This is a genomic window from Variovorax sp. GW823-FHT04B03, from assembly GCF_058796495.1.
Genome location: NZ_JBXAIT010000007.1, coordinates 224,836 through 241,574, shown reverse-complemented (window position 1 = coordinate 241,574; position 16,739 = coordinate 224,836). Strand labels below are relative to the sequence as shown.

Below are 16,739 nucleotides of genomic sequence, written 5' to 3'. Positions count from 1 at the left end.
CGGGCTGGCTTACTTGCGGATGCGCACAAGCTCGTCGTTGTAGAGCTTGACGATGGCGGGGTCGTACTGGGCGGCGAACTTGTCGATGACGGGCTTGGCGATGTCGCGCATGCGCTTTTGCTCGGTGGCGCTGAGCTCGTTGAACTGCGCGCCCTTGGCCTGCAGGTCGCCCACGGCCTTCTGTGCGGCCGCACGACTCACTTGCCGTTGATAACCGCGCGCCTCGTTGGCCGCGTCGTTCATCATCTTCTGTTCGGCCGGCGTGAGCGAGTCCCAGAACTTCTTGCTCACCAGCACGATGTTGGCGGCGTACACATGGTTGGTGGCGCTGACGAACTTCTGCACTTCGTAGAACTTGTTCGACAGGATCACCGCATAGGGGTTCTCCTGGCCATCGACTGCCTTGGCTTCGAGGGCGCCGTACAGCTCGGCGAAAGGCATCGGCACCGGGTTGGCCTTGAAGGCCTTGAAGGTCTCGAGGAACACAGGGTTGGGGATCACGCGGATCTTCAAGCCCTCGAGGTCTTCAGGCTTGGTGATCGGGCGCTTGCTGTTCGTGACGTTGCGAAAGCCCAGGTCCCAGTAGCCCAGGGCGACGAGGCCCTTCTCGGGGAGCTTGGCGATCAGGGCCTGGCCCAGGGGCCCGTCGAGCAGCGCATCGGCCTGTGCGAAGTTGTTCACCGAGAAGGGGAAGTCGACGAGGCCGAACTCCTTGACGATGCCCGCCAGCGACGTGGTGGCCGGTGCCGACATCTGCTGCACGCCGCCCTGCAGGGCCGACTGCTGCTGCATCTCGTTGCCCAACTGCGAGGCAGGGAACTCCTGGACCTTCATCTTGCCGCCGCTCTTGGCCGACAGCAGTTCGGCAAAACGCTTGACGCCGAAGCTCACGGGGTGGTCGGCGTTGTTCAGGTGGCCGAAGCGGATCACGCGCTCCTGCTGCGCCCACGACGGGGCGGTGAGGCCGGCGCACAGGCCGGCCACGGCAAGCATACGAAGAAGTTTCACGAAGGGTCCTCGGGCGGGAAGGAAGAAAGGGGGAAGGAAAAAATGCCGGACGGAGGCGATCGTATTTTTGTTGGAAAGAATTTCCATAATGGAAATCCCTTCCCCGAGTTCTGCTACGCTGGCGGACCCTGAGTGGCGGGCCGCATCGCCCGCGTTGACGAGACGACATCTGGAGGACGAAATGAGCGGAATACTGGAACGCAGCTTCAAGGTGCTGGAACATCTGGCGGAGCATCCCGAGGGGTGCGCGCTGTCGGCGTTGGCCAGCGAATTGCAGATTCCATTGAGTGCATCGCACCGATTGCTCGCGGAGCTCATCCGCTGCGGCTACGTGCGGCAGGAGGCGCGCGACGGCCACTACGTGCTGACCATCAAGCTGGTCTCGATCAGCCTGTCGTTCCTCAGCCGCTCGGGCATCGTCGACATCGCGCAGCCGCTGCTCGACCAGCTGGCTTCGACCTCGGGCGAGCTCGTGCGCCTGGCGGTGGTCGATGGCGAAGACCTGACCTTCGTCGCCAAGGCCCAAGGCGCCACGCATGGCCTGCGCTACGACCCCGACATGGGCCTGTCGGTGGCGCTCTCGTGCAGCGCCGCCGGGCACGCGTGGCTGTCCACCATGGGCGAGGACGATGCGATGGCGCTCGTCGCCAAGAAGGGGCTGGGCAAGCCCGAGGACTACGGTCCCAAGGCCCCCACGTCGCTCAAGGCCGTGATGGCTTTCGTGAAGGCGGCGCGCCAGCGCGGCTTCAGCATGATCAACGAGGTGTTCGCCCCCGCGATGACCGCCATGGCCGCGCCCGTGTTCGGCGCCGACGGCACGGCGATCGGGGTCGTCACCATCGCGGGCCCGTCGGTGCGGCTCACGCCGCAGCGCATGGAAGCGCTGGGGCCGGCGCTGTGCCAGGCCGCCGAAGAGGTGGCGCGCGCCAGCGGGGCCTCGGCGTTGTTCAAGAAGAGGGCGTAGGCCCAGCCGTTTGCACCATCCCCAACAAAGAGAAGGAGACATCACCATGAAGACGAAGCATTCGAAGCGCACCCTGCTGCTGGCCGCCATGGCGGCGGCCCTCGCGTTCGCCGCCCCAGGTGCGTTCGCGCAGCTCAAGGAGCGCACCATCAAGTTCGCGTTCCAGAACCAGGCCGGCCATCCGCAGGCGCAGGGCGCGCAGAAGTTCGCCGACCTCGTGGCCGCGAAGTCGGGCGGCAAGATCACCGTGAAGCTGTTCCCCGGCGGCACGCTCGGCGGCGACCTGCAGACCGTGTCGGCACTGCAGGGCGGCACGGTGGAGATGACCGTGCTCAACGCCGGCATCCTGTCGGCGCAGGTGAAGGAGTTCGCGGCCTACGACTTCCCGTTCCTCTTCAACAGCGGCAAGGAAGCCGACGTCGTCACCGACGGCCCCTTCGGCCAGAAGCTGATGGCCAAGCTGGAGGACAAGGCGCTGCACGGCCTGGGCTACTGGGACCTGGGCTTTCGCAACCTGACGAACAGCAAGCGTCCGATCGTCAAGGCCGACGACATCGCGGGGTTGAAGATCCGCGTGATCCAGTCGCCGATCTACATCGACATGTTCAGCGCGCTGGGCGCCAACGCCACGCCGCTGCCGTTCCCCGAGCTGTATCCCGCGCTCGACCAGAAGGCGGTCGACGGCCAGGAGAACCCGAACACGACCATCCTGTCGTCCAAGTTCGCGGAAGTGCAGAAGTACATCACCCAGACCCGCCACATCTACAACCCGCAGGCGCTGCTGATCAGCCGCAAGACCTGGGACGGCATGAGTGCCGACGAAAAGAAGATCGTCAACGAGGCCGCCGCCGAGGCGACCACGTTCCAGCGCCAGGCCTCGCGCGGCGCCGCCGACAGCGCACTCGACGCGCTCAAGAAGGCCGGCATGACGGTCTCCGAACTGCCGCCCGAAGAGATGGCGAAGCTGCGCGCCAAGGTGAAGCCGGTGATCGACAAGTACACGGCCTCGGTCGGCGAGGCCACCGTCAAGGAACTGATGGCGGAGATCGAGAAGGCGCGCAAGTAGCAGGCGAGCGTGCCCTTGATCCGGGGCGCCTGGCCTTCATCGTCCACGGTTCCCGGTCAGAGCTCGCGGTAGTCCCGGATGCGCGCGCGTGCGAGCTGCTGCGCCGCTGCAATGGCGGCCGGATCGGCCGCGGCCGCATCGGGCAACCAGTGGAAGGCGTCCGGGCCGTGGCACAGCAGCAGGCCGTCCTTGAAGCGGCAGGCCTTGGTGTAGGCCTCCCAGCCGTGGCGCACCTCGCTGTGGCGGCCCCGCGCATGGGAGCCGCTTTCCGACAGCGAGAAGTCGATCTCGTCGTCGTAGAAGGGGCTCTGCCTGAAGCGATGGAGGGCCAGCCGGGCGATGGCCGGCGCGCTCAACAGCAGCGCGATGCCGACCGCGAAAACGACCGCCAGGACGGGCAACCCTTCGTGGACGCATATGGCCAGGGCCAGGGCGAACAGGAGTGCCAACGGCCACTTGAACCGGACCCACCAGACCTGCTGCAGGTTGCGCAGGAAGCCGGTGAGCACATGCGCCTGCGAGAACTGGAAGCGGTAGCTGATCTGCATCTTTGAATTCCGAGACGGGCCGTGCGGGAGGGCGCGCGGGGCGGGATTCTGACCGCTTTTGCGGGCGCCGGTGCGCTCCGGCGATGTTCCAAGTTGGGGCCTCTCCACACCACCCACCCCAAACAACGCACCTTGTTAGGGCTTTGCGCCTCAATCTGGTTCTCCGATCCGGCAAAATGCAGGATTCGCATAAGGTTATGCACCGTTTTGGAAAACAGAGGATTGATTGGAATGAAGCACGCATCCGTCGGGGGGTTCCTCGCACACGTCGCACAACGCAACCCCGGACAGCCCGAGTATCTGCAGGCCGTGACCGAAGTGATGGAGAGCCTGTGGCCCTACATCGAGAAGCACCCCAAGTACACGAGCCACAGCCTGCTGGAGCGGCTGGTGGAGCCCGAGCGCGTGATCATGTTCCGCGTGTCCTGGGTGGACGATCACGGCGAGGTGCAGGTCAACCGCGGTTTCCGCATCCAGCACAGCCTGGCCATCGGCCCCTACAAGGGCGGCATGCGCTTCCATCCCTCGGTGAACCTGTCGATCCTCAAGTTCCTGGCCTTCGAGCAGACCTTCAAGAACGCGCTGACCACGCTGCCCATGGGCGGCGGCAAGGGCGGTGCCGACTTCGATCCCAAGGGCAAGAGCCAGGGTGAGGTGATGCGCTTCTGCCAGGCCCTGGTGACCGAGCTGTTCCGCCACGTGGGCTCCGACACCGACGTGCCGGCGGGCGACGTGGGCGTGGGCGGGCGCGAGGTCGGCTTCATGGCCGGCATGGTCAAGAAGCTCACCAACCGCGCCGACTGCGTGTTCACCGGCAAGGGCCTGAGCTTCGGCGGCTCGCTCATCCGCCCTGAAGCCACCGGCTACGGCAACGTCTACTTCGCGCAGGAAATGCTCAAGCGCAAGGGCCGCAGCTTCGACGGCCTGCGCGTGAGCGTCTCGGGCGCGGGCAACGTGGCGCAGTACACCATCGAGAAGGCCATGGCGCTGGGCGCCAAGGTGGTCACGGTGTCCGACTCGAGCGGCACCGTGGTCGATGAGGAAGGCTTCACGCCCGAGAAGCTGGCCGTGCTGATGGACGTGAAGAACCACCTCTACGGCCGCGTGAGCGACTACGCCGAGCGCACCGGCACCCGCTTCGTGGCCGGCGCCACGCCGTGGCACGTGCCGGTCGACGTGGCACTGCCCAGCGCCACGCAGAACGAGCTCAACGAGGAGGACGCGCGCACGCTGGTGAAGAACGGCGTGGTGTGCGTGGCCGAAGGCGCCAACATGCCCTCGACCATGGAAGCCGTGAAGGTGCTCGAGGGCCACGGCGTGCTGTACGCACCGGGCAAGGCCAGCAACGCGGGCGGCGTGGCCACGTCGGGCCTGGAGATGAGCCAGAACGCGGCCCGGCTGTCATGGACGCGCGACGAGGTCGATGCGCGCCTGCTGCAGATCATGCAGGGCATCCACGAGTCGTGCCTGCACTACGGTTCGCGCGCCGACGGCAGCGTGAGCTATGTCGATGGCGCGAACATCGCCGGCTTCGTGCGCGTGGCCGATGCGATGCTGGCGCAGGGCGTGGTCTGACGATTCGGGTTCGTCAGAGTTCGATGAACGAAGAGGTCGCCTTGTTCAGGGCCAGGCGGCCCTTCGCGGTGATCGATTCCACCTGGGCCAGCTGACGGATCGCGCGCTCGTCGGGCGCGTGCTCCGACGGCGGAATGAAGGCAGTCACGAGGTCGGCAGCACGCAGCACGCGCAGCCTGTCGATGTCTGCGGGCGTGTGGAGGACGTATGGCAATTTCTGCTCGGCGAGGGTCCGAAGAAATTCCATGGACATGGGTCGTCTCCTTGTGTTGAGGGGAGGGCGGTCCGGACATTGTGCGCACAAACAATTAGCGCTGTCTAAACCCTGCGCCGCGCATGCCTTTCGAGGCGTGTACCGAAGTTTCCAGTTCTTTCTGCGGGCGCGAGGGACGTGCCACTTTGTTTCTGGTCGTCGCCATGCTTTCGGCCAGCGTGGCGGGGTCCATGCATTCGCCGGCGGCCCAGGTCTGGCGCAAGGTGGTGCGCAGGTCGGTCAGGTCGCGCCGCTGCGCGCGCAGGCCGGCCATGAGCTGGTCGATTTCGCGCACGCGGCCGTCGAGCCGTTCGAGCAGGTCGTCCCCCGAAAAGACCTCGCAGCCTGCGAAGGCGCTGCGCAGGCTGTCCAGCGAGAAGCCGAGGTTCTGCGCGATCTGGATCAGCTGCAGCCGCTTGAGCGCGGCCTCGGTGTAGACGCGGTACCCATTGGCGCCGCGCTCGGGCGCGGGCAGCAGGCCGCTTTGCTCGTAGAAGCGGATGGCCGAGGGCGCCATGCCGGTCTTGTCTGCCAGTTCACCGATCTTCATATCGCTTGACCTTCAAGTTGGCTTGAATCTTAGCATCGGGTTTTTCCACTCACCACCCGGTCCTCATCGTGAACTCCTCGCCGCTTTTCCTGCCGCTGACCCTGCCCAACGGGAGCGTCCTGCCCAACCGCCTGGCCAAGGCCGCCATGGAGGAAAACATGGCCGATGCCGGGCAGTTGCCCGGCGCGGCGCTGCACGACCTGTACCGCGTCTGGGCGCAGGGCGGGGCGGGCCTGATCCTCACGGGCAACGTGATGATCGACGGCCGCGCGCTCACCGGCCCGGGCGGCGTCGTGCTCGAAGCCGATACGCCGCTCGAGCGCTTCGCCGAATGGGCCGCGGCCGCGCGCAGCGGCGGCGCGCAGGTGTGGATGCAGATCAACCATCCGGGCCGCCAGGTGCAGACCAGCATGGGCGGCACGGCCTGGGCGCCGTCGTCGGTGGCGCTCGATCTGGGCAAGCACAGCAAGCTTTTCGTGCAACCCAAGGCGATGAGCGAGGCGGAGATCGCCGAGACCGTCGACCGCTTCGCCGCCACGGCGCAGGCCGCCGAGCGCGCGGGCTTCACCGGCGTGCAGGTCCATGCGGCGCACGGCTACCTGCTCTCGCAGTTCCTGTCGCCGCTGACCAACCAGCGCACCGACGCCTGGGGCGGCAGCCTCGAGAACCGCGCGCGCTTTCTGCTCGACGTGGTGCGTGCCGTGCGGGCCCGCGTGGCGCGCGGCTTCGCCGTGGCCGTGAAGCTCAACTCCGCCGACTTCCAGCGCGGCGGTTTCTCGGAGAACGATGCGAAGCAGGTCATCCGCTGGCTCAATGACGAGGCCGTGGACCTGGTCGAACTGTCCGGCGGCAGCTACGAGAGCCCGGCGATGCAGGGCCGCACCGCCGACGGCCGCACGCTGGCGCGCGAGGCCTACTTCCTGGAGTTCGCCCGGGAGCTGGCCGCCGAGGCGCGCATGCCGGTCATGACCACAGGCGGCATCGTGCGCCGCGCCGTCGCCGAACGGGTGCTGGGAGAAGGCGTCGCCGTGGTGGGCATGGCCACCGCATTGGCCGTGGCGCCCGACCTGCCCGCACGCTGGCGCGCGGGCGAAGACGCGGCGGCGCAGAGCCCGCAGGTCGACTGGAAGGACCAGGTCATGGCCGCGCTGGCGCGCATGGCGCTGGTGAAGCGCCGGCTGCGCACGCTGCGTCCGGGCCGCAACAGCGCGCCCGCGCACTCGCCGTTCCTGACCCTGGTGCTCGACCAGCTGCGCACGAAGCGGCTGACGAAGCGCTACCGGCGCTGGCTGGGGGCGCGCGCGGCGTGAGCCGCCGCTATCGATTGGCCGGTTGAATGGGCCAGGCGGTGGTGTCGGGCCGCAGCAGGTGCCAGACCACGGGCGCGATGCCTTCGAAGGTGGCGCGGTAGCGATCGGACAGCCGGTTCTCGTCGGTCACGTCGCGGATCACGATGCCGTCGATGCGCTGCGGATGCGCGCGGAACACCTGCGCATAGATCTCGGGATCGGCCTCGCCCGAATCGCCCACGAGCAGGAAGCGGCGCTGCGGAAATTCGGCCAGCAGCCGTTCGATCACGCCGAGCTTGTGCGCGCGCGAGTCTTCGGCGCTCGGGATCAGCGTGCGCCAGGTCGTGCTCTCGCGCAGGTGCATGCTGCCGGCGGGAAAGTCGGCGTCGCGAATGAAGTCGGTGAGCGCGGGGTACAGCTGGATCGGGCTGCCCGAGAGGTAGTGAAAGCGCGTGCCGGGCGCCTGCGCCAGCGCGCGGTAGTGCGCCGCCATGCCCGGCGCGGCCTCGAAGCGGCGCGCGAAGGTGTTCAGCAGCATCTCGCGCCGGTCGCGCACCTGCGTGCGCTTGATGGTGTCGTCGATGTCCGAGATGACCGACACGCCCTGCGCCGGCACGATCTGCGCACGGCCGCGAAAGCGCGGCAGCAGCTCGCCCGGGCCGGTCACGCCATGGAAGGGCAGCCACTCCTGCGACGCCGGGATGTGCGAGGCCTCGATGACCGCGCGCAGGTTGCTGCGGCCGTCGGCGCCCGTGGGCGGCATCGTGAGGCGCGTGGCCGAGCCGTCGAAGGCGACGTCGATCACCTTGTCTTCTTCCGACTCGGCATGGAACAGCGCGGTGCGCTGGCTGAAGCGCAGCCGCGCGGCCGGCGTGAGCTTCTTCAGGTTCATGCCGAGGTAGCGGGCGAGCGCGGCGTCCAGGCCCCAGCGGTGCTCGCGCTCGAACACCCAGGCATGCACGTCGACCTCGAGCCGGCCGTCGGCCGTGGGGCGCGCGGTGCCGGGCATGAACAGCGCCTCTTCGTCCGACTCCAGCGGCCCGGCGGCCTGCAGGGCCTGCAGCGGCGCGAGGCCCGCGAGCAGGGCGGCACCGGCCAGCACGGTGCGACGCGACAGTTGTGGCGAGGTACCGGGCGCGCGGTGCTTGATCGTCATGCAGTGACGCGTTCGTAAGTCACGAAGCTGAAGGGCAGGCCGTCCTTGGCCGAGACGTGCGACTCACGCTGCGTCTCGCGCCACACGGCGGCGTCGAGCACGGGGGCGTGCGCATCGCCTTCGTAGTCGCGTGCGATCTCCGTGACCACCGCGCGCTGGGCCAGCGGTTCGGCTTCGGCGTAGATCTGTGCGCCGCCGATCACCCAGACTTCGGGCGAGTCCGACGGCGTGCACAGCGACAGCGCATCGGACAGGCTGCCGACCGCTTGCGCGCCTTCGGCCTGCCAATCGGTTTGTCTGGTGACCACGATGTTCCGGCGGCCCGGCAGCGGACGAAAGCGCGGGGGCAGCGAATCCCAGGTCTTGCGGCCCATCACCACGGGCGCGCCCGCGGTCTGCTGCTTGAAGTGCGCCATGTCCTCGGGCAGGTGCCAGGGGATGGTGTTGTTCACGCCGATCACGCCGTTGGCGGCGCGCGCGAAGATCAGGTTGATGCGGGGCGTGGCGGCACTCATGGCACTCACACCGCCACCGGCGCCTTGATCGGATCGCCGTGCTTGTAGTCCAGCACTTCGAAGTCTTCGTACTGGTAGTCGAAGATCGAATCGGGCTTGCGCTTGATGTTCAGCGTGGGGTAGGGGAAGGGCGTGCGGCTGAGCTGCAGCTTCACCTGTTCGGCGTGGTTGCTGTAGATGTGGCAGTCGCCGCCGGTCCAGATGAAGTCGCCCACGTCGAGGTCGCACTGCTGCGCCACCATGTGCGTGAGCAGCGCGTAGCTGGCGATGTTGAAGGGCACGCCCAGGAAGATGTCGGCGCTGCGCTGGTAGAGCTGGCAGCTGAGCTTGCCGCGTTCGCCCTCGGCCTGCGGCGGTGCCACGTAGAACTGGAAGAAGGCGTGGCACGGCATGAGCGCCATCTTCGACAGCTCGGCCACGTTCCAGGCGCTCACGATGATCCGGCGCGAGTCGGGGTTGCTCTTCAGCGTCTTGATGACGTCGGAGATCTGGTCGATGTGGCCACCGTCGGGCGTGGGCCAACTGCGCCACTGCACGCCGTACACCGGGCCCAGGTCGCCGTCTTCGCGCGCCCATTCGTCCCAGATGGTGACGCCGCGCTCCTTGAGCCAGTTGTTGTTGCTGGAGCCGGTCAGGAACCACAGCAGTTCCTGGATGATGGACTTGAGGTGCACCTTCTTCGTGGTCACCAGCGGAAAGCCCTCGTTCAGGTCGAAGCGCATCTGGTGGCCGAACACGCTCTTGGTGCCCGTGCCCGTGCGGTCGCTCTTGAACACGCCGTGCGTGTCGACGTGGCGCATGAAATCTTCGTACTGGGAGCGGACGGGGCGGGCAGGGAGGGTCATGTTGGGAATTTTACGGGGCGGCGCTAGCATCGGCCGATGACCGGCCATGACCACTCCCACGACCATTCCCACGACCACAGCAGCGAACTCGGCGAGATGGACCTGCGCGTGCGCGCCCTCGAAAGCGTGCTCACGCAAAAAGGCTACATCGACCCCGCCGCGCTCGATGCGCTGATCGACACCTACCAGACCCGCATCGGCCCGCGCAACGGCGCACGGGTGGTGGCACGGGCCTGGGTCGACCCGAGCTTCCATGACTGGCTGATGGCCGACGCCACGGCAGCCATCGCCTCGCTGGGCTACACGGGCCGACAGGGCGAGCACATGGTGGCCGTGGCCAACACCAACGACCAGCACCACATGGTCGTCTGCACCCTGTGCAGCTGCTACCCCTGGCCCGTGCTCGGCCTGCCGCCCACCTGGTACAAGAGCGCGCCGTACCGCTCGCGCGCGGTGAAAGACCCGCGCGGCGTGCTGGCCGATTTCGGCACCACCTTGCCCGAGACCACGCGCATCCGCGTCTGGGACTCGACCGCCGAGGTGCGCTACCTCGTGATCCCGCAGCGCCCGGCGGGCACCGAGGGCTGGAGCGAAGACGAACTCGCCGCGCTGGTCTCGCGCGATTCGATGATCGGCACGCGCGTGGTCGAGGCGCCGTCGGCAAGGAGCACGACATGACCTACACGACGCATGCCGACCTCGGCGGACAACCCGGCTTCGGCCCCGTCACGCCCGAGCCCGAAGGCGAGCTGTTCCACGGCGCCTGGGAGCCGCGCGCGCTGGCGCTCACGCTGGCCATGGGCGCCACCGGCTCCTGGAACATCGACACCAGCCGCGCCGCGCGCGAGACGCTGCCCGACTACCGCGACCTGAGCTACTACCAGATCTGGCTCGGCGCGCTGGAGCAGCTCATGCTGCAGCGCGGCCAGGTCTTCGCCGACGAGATCGCGTCCGGGCAGATGCACCGTCCGGGCGCGCCGGTCGCCCGCGTGCTGCAGGCCGCGAACGTGCCCGCCGTGCTCGCCAAGGGCTCCGGCACCGAGCGCCCCGCATCGGCGCCCGCGCGCTTTGCGGTCGGGCAGGCCGTGCGCATGCACCTCGGGCGCGTCGACCACCACACGCGCCTGCCGGCCTATGTGCAGGGCAAGCGCGGCACGATCGAGCACATCCACGGCGCGCACGTGTTCGCCGATGCGAATGCGCAGGGCCTGGGCGAGCAGCCGCAGTGGCTCTACACCGTGGTCTTCGACGAGGCCGAGCTGTGGGGCGAGGGCACGCCGCGCCAGAACCTCGCGGTATCGGTCGATGCGTGGGAAAGCTACCTGGAGCCCGCGGCATGAAGGCGAACGACATGCCGGCGCTCGCACTCGCCCCGGGCATGCCGCGCGACGCCGACGGGCCGGTGTTCAGGGAGCCGTGGGAGGCGCAGGCCTTCGCGATGACGCTCGCGCTGCACGAGCGCGGGCTGTTCAGCTGGGTCGAATGGGCCGAGGCGCTGGCCACGCAGATCAGCGCCGCGCAGGCCGCGGGCGACCCGGACACGGGCGACACCTACTACCGTCACTGGCTCGCCGCGCTCGAAGGCCTCGTGGCCCGCAAGGGCGCAAGCTCCGGCGATGAACTGGCCCGCTACCGCCACGCCTGGGACCACGCGGCGGAGCGCACGCCGCATGGGCAGCCGATCGAGCTGCGCGGCGAGGATTTTCCAGGCTAGATGTGAAGCGCCAAGCTATCGACCATGGCCCGGCGGTGTTGCGAAGGGGGCTGGCCGAAGCGCGCCTTGAAGGCGCTGGCGAAGTGCGCTGGTGAGGAAAATCCGCATTGGAATGCGACGTCGCCCACTGTGAGACGTTGCCGCGCCGGGTCGGCCAGTATCCGCTGAGCCATCTCGAGGCGGCACTGCCAGATCCATCCGGTCACGGTGCAGCCTTTGCTTGCAAACAGGCGGTTCAAATGGCGCGGCGACAGGCAGACGTGCCTGGCAACGGCCGCCGTATCGAGTCCAGCCTCGGCAAGATGTTCCGCGATGTAGGTTTCGGCACACAGACGCGCGACCTCGGACGAAGCGCGGGCTCTGCGCGCCTCGCAAGGCAGCGCGAGAAGCGCCCGGCATAGCGCGCTGACCCGTTCGGCTGCCTTGACGGCATCACAGGCAAGCGGCCGTTCGATGAAGTTGTGCAGCGTTCGATCCAATTCAGCGCGAAGGCTCCGACCGCCTTGCCCGAAATCGATCTTGGTCGGCCCCGTCGGCAGAATCGATCTGTCTTCGTCCTGCAGCAGCGCCGTCGGCAGGTCAACCAGGAACTGTCGGGTCCTGCGAGAAAAACCGCACAGGTAAGGATCGGATGTCCGGTACACGAGCACATCGCCGGGCTGCGCTGTGATGCAGCGTCCCTTCTGGTAAAAAAACACCTCGCCCTCGACCACCATCGCAACGAAGACGGAGTTCTTCGGATGGCGCCGCAGCAATGCGGGGGTTCTTTCGATGACGTGCTCGTTGCCGGCCACGTCGGCCACGCGCAACGATCCCAGATCGAAGTTCCGCTCCGTCGCCTCCAGGCCCTCGCCGGCATAGCTGGTGCACCGCAGTCCGATCAGCTCGGACGCGTTGTAGGCTTCCCAGAAACCGATCCGCTCATGCGGCGGCACCAAGTCGGTAGAAACTCTGCATTGGGGTACTGTGATGGGCGCGCAACTCATCGCTGGGGTCCCGTTCGTCTGAAGGCGCTGATGCTACGCACAGTGGGCACGGACGACGGTCGGGTATACACCAGACCGAATGTCCAAATGGAGGAAGGAAGTCGTCCATCCGGAGATAACGTGCCTTGGCTGGCCTTTCTAGACTGCCAGCATCACATCACAAACGGAGACAACGATGCATTCCCTCCCCGAGGAGTTTTGGCGGAACATCGCGCCGATCGCGAACGTTTTCAAGCCCGACGCCAAGCCTGAGGTGCATATCGCCAATGCGGCCACCGACGACAGCCGCTACTACGTCCCCATCAGTGAGACAGTTTCATCACGTCCCTTGTGGATCTCCCCCAGTGAGAACAAATGGGCCGACGTTCTGCGCGCCGACGGTCCAGGGCTGATCAATCGCCACTACCATCCGCACGAGGTGTTCGCCTTCACGCTGTCTGGCAAGTGGGGCTACCTGGAGCACGAATGGACTGCCGAAGCTGGCGACTTCGTCTACGAGACGCCCGGCGAGAGTCACACGCTGGTGGCGCATCACCATCCAGAACCGATGAAGGTCTTCTTCATCGTGAAGGGCCCCCTCATCTGGCTGGACGAGAAAGGCGAGTCGGTCGGGCACTTTGACGTGCACGACTACATCGAGTTGGCCCGGGCGCATTACCAGAAGGTGGGGCTTGGCGCCGCCTACGTCGATACGCTGTTCAGGTAAGACGAGGTCAATCGGATGGCCGTGGTTCGATGCGTACGGCTAGACCCGGATCACGCGCCCCGGGTTCAGGATGTTCTTCGGATCGAGCCCGCGCTTGATCGCCCGCATCATCTCCAGCGCCACCGGCGACTTGTGCTTCTCGAGCTTGTCGACCTTGAGCGAGCCCACGCCATGCTCGGCCGAGAACGAGCCGCCGAACTGCTCGACCGCGTCGTAGACCAGCGTGTTGATGCGCTCTTCCTCATTCTTCAGGAAGGCCTTGGTGTCGATGTTCTCGGGCGCCTGCACGTTGTAGTGCAGGTTGCCGTCGCCCAGGTGGCCGAAGTTCACGAGCCGCACGCCGGCGATCTCGCGTTTCAGCAGGGCGTCGGTGGCTTCCACGAAGGCCGGAATGCGCGACACGGGGATCGAGATGTCGTGCTTGATGTTCAGCCCCTCTTCGGCCTGCGCGAGCGGAATGCTCTCGCGGATGTGCCAGAGCTGGTGCGCCTGCGTGAGGTTCTCGGCCACCACCGCGTCGGTCACGCAGCCGTCTTCGAAGGCGGTTTCGAGCAGCGCCTCGAAGCGCGCGCGGGCGTGGTCCTCGGACTCGCTGTCGGAGTTCTCGAGCAGCACGCAATACGGCACGGCCTCGTCATTGATGAAGGGCACGCGCAGCTGCGGCATGTGCTTGTCGACCAGGCTCAGCGCGAACTTGCCCATCACCTCGAAGCCCGTGAGGCCCGAGCCCAGGTGCTTGTGCGCCAGGCCCAGCAGCGTGACCGCGTGGTCGAGCGAAGGCACGGCGGCCCAGGCCGTGAGCTGCGCGGCGGGCAGCGGGTACAGCTTCATGGTCGCGGCGGTGATGACGCCCAGCGTGCCTTCGCTGCCGACGATCAGGTCGCGCAGGTCGTAGCCCGTGTTGTCCTTGCGCAGGCCGCTCGTGCCTTCCCAGATCTCGCCCTGCGGCGTGACCACTTCCAGGCCCAGGCACAGGTCGCGCGTGTTGCCGTAGCGCACCACCTGCGTGCCGCCCGCGTTGGTCGCGAGGTTGCCGCCGATGGTGCAGCTGCCTTCGGCCGCGAGGCTCAGCGGGAACAGGTAGCCGGCTTTCTCGGCGGTCTCTTGCAGCGTCTGCAGGATGCAGCCGGCCTCGACGGTCATCGTGAGGTTGGCGGCGTCGATGTTGCGGATGGCGTTCAGTCGCTGCAGGCTCAGCACCACCTGCGTGCCGCTGTCGTCGGGAATGGAGCCGACCGCCAGGCCGGTGTTGCCGCCCTGCGGAATGACGGCCGTGCCGGCCGCGGCGCAGGCCTTGACCACGTCGGCCACCTGCTGCGCATTGGCCGGGCGCACCACGGCGAGCGACTTGCCGCGCGCGCGCTTGCGCCAGTCCTGTTCGTAGGCCGCGAGGTCGCCCTCGGTCAGCACGTGCGTGGCGCCGACGATGGCGCGCAGTTGGTCGAGGAGGGAAGAAGAGGTGGTCATTGGGCGGAAGCCTCCAGGGGACGGGCAGCGGCAGCAGCGGCCTTGGCGTGGCGCAGGCGAAGGCGCACATGCCACGCGCAGGCCGCGAAGAGCACGAGGCACAGCAGCACCTCGACGAGCGCGAGGATTTGTCCCACGCCATTGGTGTCGCTCCAGGCGCGCACCACGCCTTCGGTGAAGTAGAGCCAGATCATCAGGCTGACCCAGCGGTAGGTGTACATGCGGTTCTTGTAGAGCCCCGCGAGCGGAATGACCAGCGGCAGCACCTTCAGCGCCAGCAGCGAGCCGCCCGGGCGCAGCGGCGCCAGCCACAGTTCCCAGGCCAGGCCCAGCACGATCAGGCCGACGAGGCTGCCCACGGCGGCCCATCGGGTGGCGCGGACGGAAGAGGGCGGGAGTGGGGTGTCGGACACGGTGGCGGCGAAAGAGAGAGGGGGAGGCGCACGGGGTGTGGCGCGTCTCGGGAAAGAGCGGATGGCATGATACCGGCCATGAATCGTCGGCAGCTTTGGAGGGATCTTTCGCGCTTTCCTTGGCGCAACACCGCAGCGGTCTTGGGGGAGCGTTTTCGCGAAGACCGCCTCGGCCTCACGGCCAGCAGCCTGACCTTCACCACCACCATCGCCATGGTGCCGTTCTTCACGGTGGCGCTCGCCCTCTTCACCGTGTTTCCGATGTTCGCCACCATGCAGGGCCGCCTGCAGCGCTGGCTGATCGAGAGCCTGATTCCCGACAACATCGCGCGCCAGGTGCTGGGCTACCTGAACCAGTTCGCGAGCAAGGCCAGCGGGCTGGGCATCGCGGGCCTGGTGGTGCTGCTGATCACCGCCATCGCGCTGATCCTCACGATCGACAAGACGCTCAACAACATCTGGCGCGTGCGAACGCCGCGGCCGCTCGCGCAGCGGGTGCTGATCTACTGGGCCACCATCACGCTCGGGCCGCTGATCCTTGCGGTGAGCCTGTCGACCACCTCGTACGTGTTCGCCGCTTCGCGCGACGTGGTGGGCGGAGGCATCGTCAAGCTGGCCTTCGACACCCTGGAATTCATGCTGCTCGCGGCCGGCATGGCCGGGCTGTACCACTACGTGCCGAACACCACGGTGCGCTGGTCGCATGCCTGGGCCGGTGGCCTCTTCGTGGCGGCGGCCATCGAGATCGCCAAGCGCGTGCTGGGCTACTACCTGAGCCTGGTGCCGACCTATTCGGTGCTGTATGGCGCCTTCGCCACCTTCCCGATCCTGCTGGTGTGGATCTACGTGGCCTGGGTGATCGTGCTGCTGGGCGCCGTCATCGCGGCCTACCTGCCGAGCCTGCTGACCGGCGTGGCGCGCCGGGGCGGCGCGGCGGGCTGGCCGATGCAGCTCGCGATGGAGGTGCTGCAGCACCTGGCGCGCGCGCAGGCCACGCCGGCCAAGGGCATGGGCGCGAGCGAACTGCTGACGCGCATGCGCGTCGACGGGCTGCAATTGGCGCCGGTGCTAGACACGCTGGTGCGGCTCGACTGGATCGCGCCGCTGGCCGAGGAGCCCGCCAACCAGGACCCGCGCTACGTGCTGCTGGCCGACCCGTCGACGCCCATCGAGCCGCTGCTGCGCGAGCTGCTGATGCCGCGCGCCGAACCGCTGGAAGACCTGTGGCAGAAGGGCCCGCTGCGCACGCTGCGGCTGGGCGACGTGCTATTGATCTAGGAGCATCCTGGCGTTGGGCCGTCAGATCTTGACCCGGCCGGCCCAGATGTCGCGGTACATCGCCCAGTCGCCCATGAAGGAATACAGCGGGCGCTTGAACGAGGCGGGCTTGTTCTTCTCGAAGCCGAAGTGCCCGACCCAGGCGAAGCCGTAGCCCGCCACCAGCCCGGCCAGCAGCCACCACGGATTGAGCGTGACCACCAGCGCCACGAGGCACAGCAGCGAGATCGTCGAGCCCGCGAAATGCAGCCGCCGGCAGGTGACGTTGGCGTGCTCGGTCAGATAGAAGGGATAGAACTCGGCAAAGCTCGTGAAGCGGCGCGGATCGACCGGGGCCGGCGCGTCCGGTGCGGCAGGGGTGGAGGTGTTCATCGTGGGTCTCCTGCGCCCCGCAGGGGCTTTGTTG

Annotated in this window: 20 protein-coding genes; 9 read left to right on the top strand and 11 right to left on the bottom strand. The window is 67.5% G+C overall.

The features are described 5' to 3' along the window. Positions 1-9: 9 nt before the first annotated feature. Positions 10-993, bottom strand: coding sequence for a TRAP transporter substrate-binding protein (locus AC1RAD_RS28025; RefSeq protein ID WP_492738553.1), 984 nt, complete (start codon positions 991-993; stop codon positions 10-12). A 196-nt stretch (positions 994-1,189) separates the two neighbouring features. Here AC1RAD_RS28025 and AC1RAD_RS28020 point away from each other — a divergent pair, with 196 nt between their 5' ends. Then, positions 1,190-1,972 carry an IclR family transcriptional regulator gene (locus AC1RAD_RS28020; protein ID WP_062476577.1) on the top strand — a complete coding sequence of 261 codons (783 nt, stop codon included), beginning with the start codon at positions 1,190-1,192 and terminating at the stop codon, positions 1,970-1,972. Positions 1,973-2,018: 46 nt separating this feature from the next. Beyond that, positions 2,019-3,038 carry a TRAP transporter substrate-binding protein gene (locus AC1RAD_RS28015; protein WP_062476580.1) on the top strand — a complete coding sequence of 340 codons (1,020 nt, stop codon included), beginning with the start codon at positions 2,019-2,021 and terminating at the stop codon, positions 3,036-3,038. Positions 3,039-3,094: 56 nt separating this feature from the next. Here the strand turns inward: AC1RAD_RS28015 and AC1RAD_RS28010 are convergent, their stop codons facing one another. Then, the gene (locus AC1RAD_RS28010; protein ID WP_492738337.1) at positions 3,095-3,586 is read right to left on the bottom strand and encodes a hypothetical protein; all 492 of its coding nucleotides are present in this window, start codon (positions 3,584-3,586) and stop codon (positions 3,095-3,097) included. Between the two features lie 231 nt (positions 3,587-3,817). Here AC1RAD_RS28010 and gdhA point away from each other — a divergent pair, with 231 nt between their 5' ends. Then, positions 3,818-5,161, top strand: a complete 1,344-nt coding sequence (gene gdhA, locus AC1RAD_RS28005) for an NADP-specific glutamate dehydrogenase (RefSeq protein WP_095744520.1) — start codon at positions 3,818-3,820, stop codon at positions 5,159-5,161. Positions 5,162-5,174: 13 nt separating this feature from the next. Here the strand turns inward: gdhA and AC1RAD_RS28000 are convergent, their stop codons facing one another. After that, entirely contained in the window at positions 5,175-5,414 is a 240-nt protein-coding gene (locus tag AC1RAD_RS28000) for a hypothetical protein (protein WP_062476589.1), read from the bottom strand. 55 nt (positions 5,415-5,469) lie between these two features. After that, positions 5,470-5,964 carry a MerR family transcriptional regulator gene (locus AC1RAD_RS27995; RefSeq protein WP_095744521.1) on the bottom strand — a complete coding sequence of 165 codons (495 nt, stop codon included), beginning with the start codon at positions 5,962-5,964 and terminating at the stop codon, positions 5,470-5,472. A gap of 68 nt (positions 5,965-6,032) precedes the next feature. Between AC1RAD_RS27995 and AC1RAD_RS27990 the strand changes: the two genes are divergently transcribed. After that, complete coding sequence (locus AC1RAD_RS27990) at positions 6,033-7,274, top strand: NADH:flavin oxidoreductase/NADH oxidase family protein (protein WP_492738336.1); 1,242 nt, start codon at positions 6,033-6,035, stop codon at positions 7,272-7,274. Between the two features lie 7 nt (positions 7,275-7,281). On the opposite strand, the gene AC1RAD_RS27985 is transcribed toward AC1RAD_RS27990, so the two are convergent. The 3 genes from AC1RAD_RS27985 to AC1RAD_RS27975 are packed head-to-tail and all read right to left on the bottom strand — an operon-like array spanning position 7,282 to position 9,769. After that, positions 7,282-8,409 (bottom strand): phosphatidate phosphatase App1 family protein, encoded by a 1,128-nt coding sequence (locus tag AC1RAD_RS27985; RefSeq protein WP_492738334.1) that lies wholly within the window; start codon positions 8,407-8,409, stop codon positions 7,282-7,284. Then, entirely contained in the window at positions 8,406-8,924 is a 519-nt protein-coding gene (locus AC1RAD_RS27980) for a dihydrofolate reductase (protein ID WP_492738333.1), read from the bottom strand. The genes AC1RAD_RS27985 and AC1RAD_RS27980 overlap by 4 nt, the downstream gene beginning before the upstream one ends. 5 nt (positions 8,925-8,929) lie before the next feature. Further along, positions 8,930-9,769 carry a thymidylate synthase gene (locus AC1RAD_RS27975; RefSeq protein WP_095744526.1) on the bottom strand — a complete coding sequence of 280 codons (840 nt, stop codon included), beginning with the start codon at positions 9,767-9,769 and terminating at the stop codon, positions 8,930-8,932. 36 nt (positions 9,770-9,805) lie between these two features. Between AC1RAD_RS27975 and nthA the strand changes: the two genes are divergently transcribed. The 3 genes from nthA to AC1RAD_RS27960 are packed head-to-tail and all read left to right on the top strand — an operon-like array spanning position 9,806 to position 11,483. Continuing rightward, on the top strand, positions 9,806-10,447 hold the full coding sequence (gene nthA, locus AC1RAD_RS27970) for a nitrile hydratase subunit alpha (protein ID WP_159275167.1): 642 nt from the start codon (positions 9,806-9,808) through the stop codon (positions 10,445-10,447). Next, a complete protein-coding gene (nthB, locus tag AC1RAD_RS27965) occupies positions 10,444-11,109 on the top strand; it encodes a nitrile hydratase subunit beta (protein WP_492738332.1) in 666 nt (221 codons plus the stop codon). The genes nthA and nthB overlap by 4 nt, the downstream gene beginning before the upstream one ends. Further along, positions 11,106-11,483, top strand: a complete 378-nt coding sequence (locus tag AC1RAD_RS27960; RefSeq protein WP_492738330.1) for a nitrile hydratase accessory protein — start codon at positions 11,106-11,108, stop codon at positions 11,481-11,483. The genes nthB and AC1RAD_RS27960 overlap by 4 nt, the downstream gene beginning before the upstream one ends. Here AC1RAD_RS27960 and AC1RAD_RS27955 read toward each other — a convergent pair. After that, entirely contained in the window at positions 11,480-12,418 is a 939-nt protein-coding gene (locus AC1RAD_RS27955) for a helix-turn-helix domain-containing protein (protein WP_492738551.1), read from the bottom strand. The genes AC1RAD_RS27960 and AC1RAD_RS27955 overlap by 4 nt on opposite strands. A 226-nt stretch (positions 12,419-12,644) precedes the next feature. On the opposite strand from AC1RAD_RS27955, the gene AC1RAD_RS27950 reads away from it, so the two are divergent. After that, a complete protein-coding gene (locus AC1RAD_RS27950) occupies positions 12,645-13,175 on the top strand; it encodes a 2,4'-dihydroxyacetophenone dioxygenase family protein (protein ID WP_492738329.1) in 531 nt (176 codons plus the stop codon). A gap of 39 nt (positions 13,176-13,214) precedes the next feature. On the opposite strand, the gene AC1RAD_RS27945 is transcribed toward AC1RAD_RS27950, so the two are convergent. Beyond that, positions 13,215-14,642, bottom strand: coding sequence for an FAD-binding oxidoreductase (locus tag AC1RAD_RS27945; RefSeq protein ID WP_070059725.1), 1,428 nt, complete (start codon positions 14,640-14,642; stop codon positions 13,215-13,217). Continuing rightward, the gene (locus tag AC1RAD_RS27940) at positions 14,639-15,055 is read right to left on the bottom strand and encodes a DUF2069 domain-containing protein (RefSeq protein WP_070059724.1); all 417 of its coding nucleotides are present in this window, start codon (positions 15,053-15,055) and stop codon (positions 14,639-14,641) included. Before AC1RAD_RS27940 ends, AC1RAD_RS27945 begins: the two co-directional genes overlap by 4 nt. Positions 15,056-15,121: 66 nt before the next feature. On the opposite strand from AC1RAD_RS27940, the gene AC1RAD_RS27935 reads away from it, so the two are divergent. Continuing rightward, positions 15,122-16,333 (top strand): YihY family inner membrane protein, encoded by a 1,212-nt coding sequence (locus AC1RAD_RS27935; protein ID WP_492738327.1) that lies wholly within the window; start codon positions 15,122-15,124, stop codon positions 16,331-16,333. Between the two features lie 21 nt (positions 16,334-16,354). On the opposite strand, the gene AC1RAD_RS27930 is transcribed toward AC1RAD_RS27935, so the two are convergent. Beyond that, positions 16,355-16,705 (bottom strand): Mpo1-like protein, encoded by a 351-nt coding sequence (locus tag AC1RAD_RS27930; RefSeq protein WP_492738326.1) that lies wholly within the window; start codon positions 16,703-16,705, stop codon positions 16,355-16,357. Positions 16,706-16,739: the final 34 nt, after the last annotated feature.